Annotated in this window: 10 protein-coding genes and 1 tRNA gene; 3 read left to right on the plus strand and 8 right to left on the minus strand. The window is 64.0% G+C overall.

Annotation, left to right across the window (positions count from 1 at the left end; translation table 11 throughout):
• The coding region (locus O2807_05895) for an ATP-binding protein (GenBank protein MDA1000035.1) at positions 1-1,065 on the plus strand (1,065 nt) is incomplete at its 5' end.
• 10 nt (positions 1,066-1,075) lie between these two features.
• Here O2807_05895 and O2807_05900 read toward each other — a convergent pair.
• Positions 1,076-1,960: a DMT family transporter gene (locus O2807_05900; protein ID MDA1000036.1), complete on the minus strand. Its 885-nt coding sequence runs from the start codon at positions 1,958-1,960 to the stop codon at positions 1,076-1,078.
• Positions 1,961-2,105: 145 nt separating this feature from the next.
• Between O2807_05900 and O2807_05905 the strand changes: the two genes are divergently transcribed.
• Positions 2,106-2,780: a hypothetical protein gene (locus tag O2807_05905; GenBank protein MDA1000037.1), complete on the plus strand. Its 675-nt coding sequence runs from the start codon at positions 2,106-2,108 to the stop codon at positions 2,778-2,780.
• An 11-nt stretch (positions 2,781-2,791) separates the two neighbouring features.
• Here the strand turns inward: O2807_05905 and O2807_05910 are convergent, their stop codons facing one another.
• The 3 genes from O2807_05910 to O2807_05920 are packed head-to-tail and all read right to left on the minus strand — an operon-like array spanning position 2,792 to position 4,958.
• On the minus strand, positions 2,792-3,607 hold the full coding sequence (locus O2807_05910) for a metal ABC transporter permease (protein MDA1000038.1): 816 nt from the start codon (positions 3,605-3,607) through the stop codon (positions 2,792-2,794).
• Entirely contained in the window at positions 3,607-4,458 is an 852-nt protein-coding gene (gene znuC, locus O2807_05915) for a zinc ABC transporter ATP-binding protein ZnuC (protein MDA1000039.1), read from the minus strand. Before znuC ends, O2807_05910 begins: the two co-directional genes overlap by 1 nt.
• Positions 4,455-4,958: a Fur family transcriptional regulator gene (locus tag O2807_05920; protein MDA1000040.1), complete on the minus strand. Its 504-nt coding sequence runs from the start codon at positions 4,956-4,958 to the stop codon at positions 4,455-4,457. Before O2807_05920 ends, znuC begins: the two co-directional genes overlap by 4 nt.
• 123 nt (positions 4,959-5,081) lie before the next feature.
• On the opposite strand from O2807_05920, the gene O2807_05925 reads away from it, so the two are divergent.
• A complete protein-coding gene (locus tag O2807_05925; GenBank protein MDA1000041.1) occupies positions 5,082-5,990 on the plus strand; it encodes a zinc ABC transporter substrate-binding protein in 909 nt (302 codons plus the stop codon).
• A gap of 36 nt (positions 5,991-6,026) precedes the next feature.
• On the opposite strand, the gene O2807_05930 is transcribed toward O2807_05925, so the two are convergent.
• From O2807_05930 to O2807_05945, 4 genes are all read right to left on the minus strand, one after another.
• Positions 6,027-6,103: transfer RNA gene (locus O2807_05930), tRNA-Pro, on the minus strand.
• 21 nt (positions 6,104-6,124) lie between these two features.
• A complete protein-coding gene (locus tag O2807_05935) occupies positions 6,125-7,717 on the minus strand; it encodes an AAA family ATPase (GenBank protein MDA1000042.1) in 1,593 nt (530 codons plus the stop codon).
• A gap of 147 nt (positions 7,718-7,864) precedes the next feature.
• Complete coding sequence (locus O2807_05940) at positions 7,865-10,069, minus strand: TRAP transporter permease (GenBank protein MDA1000043.1); 2,205 nt, start codon at positions 10,067-10,069, stop codon at positions 7,865-7,867.
• A gap of 118 nt (positions 10,070-10,187) precedes the next feature.
• On the minus strand, positions 10,188-10,524 hold a 337-nt coding region (locus O2807_05945; protein MDA1000044.1), incomplete at its 5' end, for a TAXI family TRAP transporter solute-binding subunit.

Genomic DNA, 10,524 nt, shown 5'->3' on the forward strand with positions numbered 1-10,524 from the left:
AACCATGAACTCCGCTCGCCCCTCAACGCCGTCATCGCCTTCAGCGACGTCTTGCTCCTCGAGTCCTCCGATCAAGCCATCCGCGATTACGCCATGAAGATCAAAACATCCGGCCAATATCTCGCCCAACTTATCGAGGATCTTCTCGATTTCGACCGGATCGAAGCGGGAAAAGTCCGTCTCGAATACCGGAACACCGACATCAATCAGCTGGTCGCCTCTACCCTGGACATGCGCCGGGATCAACTGCCGAAGAGCTTCACCATCGAAAACCATCTGGACCCCGGCTGCAGGGAAATCCCTTGCGACCCGATACGCATCAAGCAAGTGTTGACAAACCTGATCGACAACGCCATCAAATATTCCCCCAACGGCGGAACGATCCGGATCGAAACCCGGCCCTCCGGGCCGGACATCCATGTCTTGGTCCGGGATGAAGGCATCGGGATTCCCGTAAATGAAATCGAATCGATCTTCGAGCGCTTCCGCCAGCTCGAGGGCGGCTATACGCGCCGGGCCGGCGGATTGGGGATCGGCCTGAGCCTCGCCCACAACCTGATCACCCTGCACAAGGGAAAAATTTGGGCGGAAAGCGTGGTGGGAAAAGGAAGCACGTTCACCTTCACGCTTCCACAGTCACAGGAAACCCCCTGTGCCCCCCCCGAACCGGAAAAGAAAACATCCTCCCCCGATGCTCCCTGGAAGGACATGTCCATTCTGATCGTTGATGATATTCAGCAATATCATGAGTTGATGCGGATCTTTCTCAGAAGCGCGAAGGAGATTTTTTCCGCCTTCGACGGGCGGGAAGCCCTGGAAATATGCGTCCGGGAAAAACCTGACCTGATACTCCTGGACCTGAGAATGCCCATCATGGACGGATTCGAAACGCTGAAACACCTCAAGGACAACGCATCGCTCCGGGACCTCCCGGTGATTTCCATCAGCGCCCAGGTCCTCAAAGAGGACCGGGACAGATCCCTGCGGATGGGCGCCACAGCCTTCATCACGAAACCCTTCGATTTATCGACACTGCAGGAAGCCGTTCGAAAAATCTTCCGTTAACGCGGGACCGCTATTTGGAAACGGCGATGGCAACCGCTCCCGCCAGGGAAATCATGCCGCCGGCAACGACCCGCCAGGTGAGCCTTTCCTGTTTTCTGAAAAAGAGCCACGCAAACGCCAGAACGAAGAGAACCGAAAGGCGCGTGATGGGAACCACCGACACGAGCTCTCCGGTCTTGATGGCCGTCCAGAAGCACAGCGCCGCGAAGAGATTCACAACCCCGCCCATCACCACGCTGACGATGCTCCGCTTGCTCCATTTCCAGGCTTCATCCGGCCGCAGCAGCCTCCAGTACAGCAGCTGAACCACCGTTCCGGTCAACATGGCCACCACCAGTCCGGCAGGGACCGAGGGGGTCGCCAGAAACCCCAGCTTCCGCAGGGCCGGGGTAAACGAGAGGGAAAGCGGAGCGAGGAGGCCCACCAGATAGTAGCGGAGCGGCACTTTCGCCGCGGCTGCCACCCGCTCTTGGACGAGAAGTACCGCCCCGGAAAGAATGAGCGCCGTCCCCAGGCCGACACCGGCCCGGATGTCCTCTCCCAGAAACACGACGGCGAACACGGCGGACCAGGCCGGCATCGTCTGGGAGAGCACGTTCGTCCGGGCAAGTCCGATGTACGATATGGAATGGTACTGAAAATACCTCCCCATGAACGGCCCGAACACCCCCACCAACGCGAACCAGAAGATCCCCGTTCCGGTCCACGGGATGGGTCCTCGCGAGAAAAAAACAAGGAGGGCCCCGCCGACACTGATTATCAGATTGACGCAGACTGTCGCCGCGATCACACTCATGTGAGAGAGGGCATCCCGGTAAAATACGAGAGCGACGGCGATCAGGACCGCCGTGCCAAAAGCCAGGAGATTCGGAGGCGCCGTGTTCAGAAAGTCCATATGTGAAGGCGCCAGGAAAAGGGCATGAAAATGACCACGCGATTATGGCATGGCCCCCGCCGCCCCGCTATCACCAGACGTGCCGCCTCCCGTATGATGCGGATAAAAGTCATCGGCAAATCCATCGCGCGGAAAGGGGCGCAACGTGAATCTTGACCCGGCCACCCCCGGCCGTACCCTGTTCCCGGAGTACACGAAGATCCACTCCATGTTCACCGAGGAAATCCGCGAGGTGCCCGCGGAGGCGCTCGAGCGGACCCGGCCGGAGAAGGGCTGGGGCCACTGGTCCATCCGGGCGCAGGCCAGCCACGTCGCCTCGCTGCCCTACCGCTGGCTCCTCGGGCGGTGGGGCGCCATCCTTTTCGGCGGGAGCCTGCCCCGCGACCCCGCCCTGGCGGAATCGGGCCAGGCGGAGCGAATGCTCGATCCGGAACGCTTCCCCGAACTTGCGGACATTCTCGCCGCCATGAAGGACAGCTGCGGGATGGCCTGGGAGATCCTCGGCCGGGAAACCCTGGCCTCTCTTCAGGAGAAGGAAATTTCGCAGAAAACGCCGATGGCCCAGCGCCGCCCGCCCCAGAACGAAAGTCTGTGGGAGTGGCGGAAGAACGTCATCATGAAAACCCACGAGAGCGGCGTTCGGATGGATGCGGCCGACCCGGAGATTTTGCACTTCACCCTGGAATGGACCTTCCGCCACATTCTGTGGGAAGCCTATGCTCACCTGAAGACCGTCCAGATGCACAAGACCGCGGAGGGGCTCCCCCTGCGGGTCGAAATCTCCGAGGTGGGCTACCTCAAAACCCTGCACTGGGATTAAAAGCAAAGGGTCTAGGCGGAACGGCCGCTGGCCAGCCTGTCCGCCAAGAGGCTGATCAGGAAAATGATTGTCGCCGCCACCACCACCGAAGGCCCCGACGGCACATCCCACTGGAACGAAGCGAACACCCCGGCCAGCACCGCGAGGGCGCCGAAGAGCGAAGCCAGCGCCGCCATCTGTTCGGGCGTCCGGGCGAGCGGACGGGCCGCCGCCGCCGGAATGATCAGCAGGGAATGAACCAGCAGAATACCGATCACCTTCATCGCGATGGCGATCAGCACGGCGATGAGCAGCATGAACATCATCCGGACCTTGCCTTCGGAGATGCCCTCGGCCGAAGCCAGATCCGCGTTCACCGTAATGGCCAGAAGCGGACGCCAGAGCCACGCGAGCGCCGCCATGGCCAGCGCGCAGCCCCCGTAAATCCAGTACAGATCAGAGAGCGTAATCGCCAGGATATCGCCGAAAAGATAGCCCAGCAGATCCACACGCAGCCGCTCCATGAAACTGATTGCGATCAAGCCGAGAGAAAGCGCCGCATGGGCCATGATGCCGAGCAGGGTATCGCTCGAAAACCGCTTCTGCCGCTGCACAAGGGCGATGCCCGCCGCCGAGACAATGCAGACCACGAGAATCCCCAGCGTCACATTCACCTGAAGAAAAAAGCCGAGCGCCACCCCCAGCAGGGCGGCGTGCGACAAGGCCGCGCCGAAATACGCCATCCCCCGCCAGACGATGAAACACCCCAGCGGTCCCGCTGCGAGCGCCACCCCCAGGCCGCCGAGCAGACTTCTCCAGAGAAAACCCTCCTGCATCGCATCCCACATCAGGCGTCATCCTCATGTTCGCCATGGGCATGTTCGCCATGGGTATGATCGGCATGGTCATGACCGGCATGCCCCCCGGAGGATGTCCCCTTCTCCTTTTCGGTCACCACCTCGCCCGAGAGTCCATGATGATGATCGTGGGCGTGGGTGTAGACGGCAAAGCTCCGCGCCGACTGATCGCCGAACAGCGCCATATACTCGGGGTGCCGGCTCACCGCCTCGGGCTCGCCGGAACAGCACAGATGATGATTGATGCACACCACCTGATCGGTCGCGGCCATGACCAGATGCAGATCGTGGGAGATCATCAGGACGCCGCACCCTCTTTTCGCCCGAATCCGCGCGATGAGCTCGTAGAGTTCCGCCTGGCCGGCAACGTCCACGTTCTGCGCCGGCTCGTCCAGCACCAGCAGATCCGGATTCTGTAAAAGGGCCCGCGCGAGCAGAACGCGCTGCATCTCCCCCCCGGAGAGCACATGCACCTGCTTTTTCAGAAGGCCGGGCGCCTTCACCTCCGCGAGCGTGTGCCGGATCGCCTCCTCGGAAACGGCGTAGGGCAGGCACAGCAGCCGATGGACCGTCATCGGAAGAACCGGATCGATCCGGATCTCCTGCGGAAGGTAGCCGACGCGAAGGCCGGGCCGCTTGCGCACCTCACCGGCATCGGGGGCGAGCAGGCCGAGAAGAATCCGGACAAGGGTCGTCTTCCCCGCCCCGTTCGGACCGATCAGGGAGACGATCTCCCCCGGCCGGATCGCGATGTCCACGCCGGCCAGGGCGGGATTCCCGTCGAAGGATATCCACACCCCCCTCGCTTCTATCAGGGGCTCGGGGTTCTCCGGGCGGCTCATGTCGCGCGCGCTCCCTTCCGGCAGCGGGGACAGAGACCCTGAATTTCCACGATGGGAGCGTCCACCTCGAAGCGCGCATCCCGGGCGGCGGAAACGATGGCGTCCCCAATCTTCTCATCGTGCAGCTCCGCCACCGTTCCGCACACGCTGCAGATGAGGAACTGGGCGCTGTGGGGCGCCCCCGGCCATCCGCACCCGGCATAGGTATTGATGCTGGCGAGGCGATGGACGAAGCCCTGCCGCATGAGAAATTCGAGGGCGCGGTAGACCGAGATGGGCGCGAGGCGCGCCGCGCCGGCGTTCATCCGCTCGAGAATGGCGTACGCCCCCACGGGAGAGTGGCTCTCCCAGAGAATCTCGAGAACGGCGCGGCGCCTGCGCGTCAGCCGCGTGCCCCGGGCGGCGCAGATCGCCTCCGCCCGCCGGAGCGCCACCGCCACGCAGGCGGCATGGTCATGATCGGTGGCGGGAAATTCGCCCTGGACCGCCGGCTGCCGCATGAGAAATTCACCTCCTGTAGAGTAAAGACAATAGATATGTTATAACATTTCATTATGTGGCGCAAAACCCTCTATCGTGTTGAAAAAAAACTGATACCTCTCCTCACGGCAGGGTGCCTGCTTTTGCTTTTTGGCCCTGAAAAGGCCGCCGCCGCGCCCCGCGTGGTGGCGAGCATCAAGCCCGTTCATGCCCTCGTGGCCGGGGTGATGGAGGGCGCCGGGGCGCCCCGGTTGCTGATCGGGGGCAGCGCGTCGGCGCACACCTATTCGCTGCGCCCCTCGCAGGCACGCGCCCTCCAGCAGGCCGGCATCGTCTTCTGGGTGGGCGAGGAGCTCGAAACCTTCCTGGTCCGCATCCTGAAGAGCCTGCCCCGGGGGGCTCGCGTCGTTTCGCTTTTGAAAGCCCCCGGCCTGAAGCGCCACCCCACCCGGGAGGGCGGGATGTGGGAGCAAGATGCGGATCATGATGACGGCGGAAAAAAACATCCCGCCCGCGAAGAGATCGACCCGCACATCTGGCTCAACCCGGAAAACGCCCGGGCGATGGTCCGCCGGATCATCGAGGTGCTGCAAAAAACCGACCCCAGAAACGCCGGGCGCTACGCCGAAAACGGAGCGCGCCTCTCCCGCCGCATCCGGGCGCTCGAGGCGGAGATCGGGGCCCGCCTCCGGCCGCTCCGCGCCGCGCCCTTCGTCGTCTTTCACGACGCCTACCAGTATTTCGAAAGGCACTTCCAGCTTCGGGGCGTGGGGAGCATCGCCGTCTCCCCCGATCGGCGCCCGGGCGCCCGGCGGATCCTCCAGATTCGAAGGAGACTGCGGGCGGCTCCCTCGATGTGCCTTTTCTCCGAGCCCCAGTTCTCCCCGGGCATCGTAGACACCCTGATCGCGGGAACCCCCACGCGCACCGGGGTTCTCGATCCGCTGGGGGTGGATGTTCCGCCCGGGAAGGAAGCTTACTTCGCCATCATGCGGAATCTGGCGGATGCCTTCGTCCGCTGCCTCTCGGGCGGCAAGGGAGCGGGGCGGTAAAAAAACGGGCCGGATTTTCTCCGGCCCGATCAAAGCTGGTCGGGGCGGCCGGATTCGAACCGGCGACCCCCTGCTCCCAAAGCAGGTGCGCTACCAGGCTGCGCTACGCCCCGTTGAATTCCGATTCTTGTGTATCAGATTTCCGGCAGATACAAAACGCGCAGCGCTTCTCTGAGGGAGGCGCCCTTGGGCTCCGCCGTGGAAATCGCCGCGCAGCTTGCGCTTCCGTTTTCCTCGAACGCGGCTTCCTGCGCCGCCATCAACTCGATGCGGCCGTCGGAAACGCTGTTCCCGCGGGCCCGCCGCATCAGCCGCGCGCGCCGCTCCGCATCGGGGCAGACGCAAAGAAAGACGCCGAACCCGGCGCCCTCCCCGCGGGCCAGCCGCGCGAAGGAATCGCGATCGGCCGCCCGGGAGAAGCTCGCGTCCACGACCGCGTCGCGCCCCGCGCGCAGATCGGCGCGCGCGCGCGCCAGGAGTTCCTCGTACACCGCCTCTGTCATCCCGGGCGCGTAAATTCCCTCGCCCCAGGCCTCCGGGTGCCGCGAGTCCGGGGCCGCGCCGGCCATCTCCTTGCGGAGCACATCGGAAACATGCAGGGCGGCGCCGGTCGCCCCGGCGAGTCCGCGCGCCAGCGCCGATTTCCCCGAGGCCATCAGGCCGCAGGTGAGGATCAGCCGCGGGCGCTCGCCCGCCCCCGCCGCCCGGCGGGCCGCCTCAAAAAGCGCTGCTGAATTCTCCGCCGCCGCCCTCCGCTCGCCGGCGGCAAGTCCGGGCGATCCCGCCTTGAGAGCCTCGACCTTTCCCCGCACCAGCATCCGGTGGAGCTGATACATCGGGAGAAGGGGAAGGAGCGCCTCATCTCCTGTCCGGTCGAGATAGGCGGCCAGGAAATCGCGGGCGGCCCGCGAGTGCCCCTCCTGCCGGAGTTCCATGACCAGGCCCGCCACTTCGTGGGCGGTGTCGAGGCACCGGAAGTCGTCCCGGAAATCGATGCAGTCGAAAATCACGATGTCTTCATCGAGGAGAACGATGTGCTCGGGGCGGAGATCGCCGTGGATGTCGCGGACAAAGCCGCCTTCCGCCCGGCCGGCGATAACGCCCGCCAGCTGATCGAGCCAGCGCCCGAGCGCTTTTCTCCAGGCCGAAACCGCAGCCTCCCCCGGCCGCACATCGGCGGGCAGCGCTGAAATCTCCCCGGCGTTGCCGAGCAGCATCTCCCGGACGGCGGGAAGCGCGCCGTGGTGCGCCACACCGGGGCCGCGTTCGGCCTGAAGATGAAAACCCGCCACCCGTTCCGCCACGCGCGCCATCTCGGCCCGGCCCGCTTTTCCCGAGGCGAGGAGAACGGGAAGAAACCGCGCCGCGGGCAGCTGCCGCATCCGCAGAAGATACTCGGCCGGATCGCTCCCCCCGGCCGGGCCGCCCACACGGAGCCCGCCCTCCGCGGCATAAACGGGAACCACCTCTTCGTAAACCTTCGGGGCGAGGCGGCGGTTCAGGCGCAGCTCGCGCTCGAGTGCGGCCTTTCGCTTCGCGAGGGTGGAGAAATCGAAAAACGCGTAGGCAACCGGCTTCTTCATCTTGTAGGCGTGCGCGCCGGTGAGAAAAACGCAGCACCCGTGCGTCTGGACGACCTCAACCCTCTCCGGCGGCGGATCGTAGGCCGCCGGGTCGGACAGCAAGTCCATCATTTCGTCGAGGTTTTCGCGATCGGCCCCTTCCACTTTCCGCCCCCATTCCGTTCAGCGGCCGACCCGGTAAGAAAATTCCAGGACATCCGGAGGAAAGCCGCGAATCCGCGCCCCCTCATTTTATACATGCGTCCCCTGAAGAAACCACGCAAATCATATAATATGCTGATTTTAAAGGAATTATGGCGCTTTTCCCATCCGAAGCTCCGCCGCGGCCAGGGGGGTGTCCGTCCACCGCTGGAACGAATACAGGGCCGCGAAAAGGGCGATGGCGCCCACCTGGACCGCCCACCGGGGGCCGTCCATCCATCCGGAAACCAGCCCGGGGCGAAAGGCCGAAATGCACACCACCGCCAGCACCCCCCGCTCCCACCAGGCGCAGCTTCGCACGAAGTACCCCTGCAGGAGGGAGGCGAACGAAAACATGGCGATCAGCGCGCACAGCGATATCCAGCCGACGCGCGGGAAGCTGTCGATCCAGATAATTTCCCCTTTCGGGGTCACACTGTCGATCATCAGCAATTCGAGGTTGAAGATGAATACGAATGGAAGCACCGCCGTCCGCAGATCGTAGACAAATCCCTGAATCCCGGTCCGGATCGGGTCCGACTTCGCGATGGCGGCGGCCGCGAAGGCGGCCAGGCCCACCGGCGGCGTATCGTCCGCCAATATTCCGAAGTAGAAAACAAACAGATGCGCCCCGAGGAGCGGGATCACCAACCCGGACTTCGCCCCCAGCGTGACCAGCACGGGCGCCGTCAGGGTCGCCATCACGATGTAGTTGGCCGTCGTGGGAAGCCCCATCCCCAGTATCAGGCTCGTCAGCGCGGTCAGGAGGAGCATCAAGACCACGTTGCCCAGCGAGATGATCTCGATCGCTTCGATGAACCGGCTGCTGAGACCGGTCAGCGTCACCGTCCCCACGATGATCCCCGCGGCGGCCGTCGCCACGCCGATGCCCATCATGTTCCGCGCACCCGCCACCAGCCCCTGCCAGATCTGGCCGAAGCTCTGCGCCAGGCCCTCGAGGACCGCGTGCCAGATGCGCTCTTCGAATTCATGGAAATGGGAGGCGCCGAAGAGGCCGGCCAATCGATCGAGCTTTTTTTCGCGGCGCATCTCGCCGATGACACGGACACTCGCCTCGAGCGGGCGCTGGATCACGATAATGGCCATCGTCAGAAAGATGGCGTTGAAAGCCGAGGCGATCGCCGACATGCGAAGCACCGCAAGAGTGTAAATCAGGACAAAGATCGGAAATAGAAAATGAAGCCCCCTGGCGAACGTTCGCCAGAAGGGGGGCAGCTCGTCGGGGCGGAGCGGGCGAAGATCGAGTTTCATCGCTTCCAGGTGCACCACATAAAAAAGCGCAATGTAGGAAAGAAAGGCGGGGATGACCGCCGCGCGCACCACATCGAGATAGGCGATCCCCAAAAACTCGGCCATGATGAACGCCGCCGCGCCCATCACCGGCGGCATCAGCTGGCCGTTCGTGCTGGCGGCCACCTCCACCGCTCCGGCCTTGTGGGCCGGAAAGCCGACCTTTTTCATGAGCGGAATGGTGAACGTTCCCGTCGTCGCCACGTTCGCGATGGAGGAGCCCGATACCAGGCCGGTGAGTCCCGAGGCGACGACCGCGGCCTTGGCCGGGCCGCCGCGGAACCGGCCGAGGGCGGCGAAGGCGACCTCGACGAAATAACTGGCCGCCCCGGCGCGCTCCAGTAGCGAGCCGAAAAGAACAAAGAGAAAAACGAAGCTGGTCGAAACGCCCAGCGGAACGCCCCAGATGCCGCTGTCGCTCAGGAACATGTGATCGACGACAAACTCCAGCGGAACCCCCGGATGGGCCACAAAACGCGGCATCCACGGCCCGGCGAAGGAATAGAGGAGGAAGAGGAGCGCCAGCGTCGAGAGGGCGGGCCCCAGGGCGCGGCGGGCTGCCTCGAGGAGCAAAAGGACAAACACCGCCCCCACGGCGACATCCCGGGCGATGGGAAGGCCGGAGCGCTGGACGATGCCCTCGTAGTCCCAGGCCATATAGATGGCACCGCAGGCCCCCAGGAGCGCCAGGAGAAAGTCATACCAGGGGATCGCATCGCGCGATGAGCGGGCGGGCCGGAGAAAGGCCGGGAAAACCTGCAGCGACCAGCCCAGCCACCGCGGCGTCCCGGCTTGCTTCGTCCCCGGGAAGGAGAGAAACACCATCGCGATCGCAAACGTCAGGTGAACGCTTCGGGCGATGATGGCGTTCACCGGCTCATATGCGATGAAGAGCTGGAACAGGGACCACGCCAGCCCCAGCGCCGCGATCAGCCAGCGCGTGAGGTTCTGCGGATGGCGCGGGCCGGTTTCGGCGTAGGTCGGGTCCACGGGAGATTCGCTCACCCTTCCCCCTTCCCTCGGCAGAGGATGCGCATCTCCCCGTTTGGGCGCACTGGGCGGGATGTCATTTCACCCATGCCATACGGGAATCGGCCACTGTCGAAAAAAGGGCGCTCGATCTTTACTTCCAGCCTTTTTCCTTGTAGTAGCGCAGCGCCCCCGGGTGAAGCGGCGCCGAAAGACCCTTCAGCATGTCCTCAGCCTTCAGGGTCTTGAACGCGCCGTGTGCGGCCTGAAGCTCCCCCAGCCGGCTGAAAACCGCCTTGACTACATTGTAGACCACATCGTTCGGCTCTTTGTCGTCCGTCACGAATGTCGCCTTGACGGCGTAGGTGGGAACGTCCCTGTTGACGCCCTTGTAGATGCCGCCCGGGATGACCGTCATGACGTAGTAGGGATTCTCGGAAACGAGCTTCTGGATTCCCGGAGAGTTCAGCGGAATCATCCGGATGGGCGTG

It is taken from the genome of bacterium, from assembly GCA_027622355.1.
Classification (GTDB): Bacteria; UBA8248; UBA8248; order UBA8248; family UBA8248; genus JAQBZT01.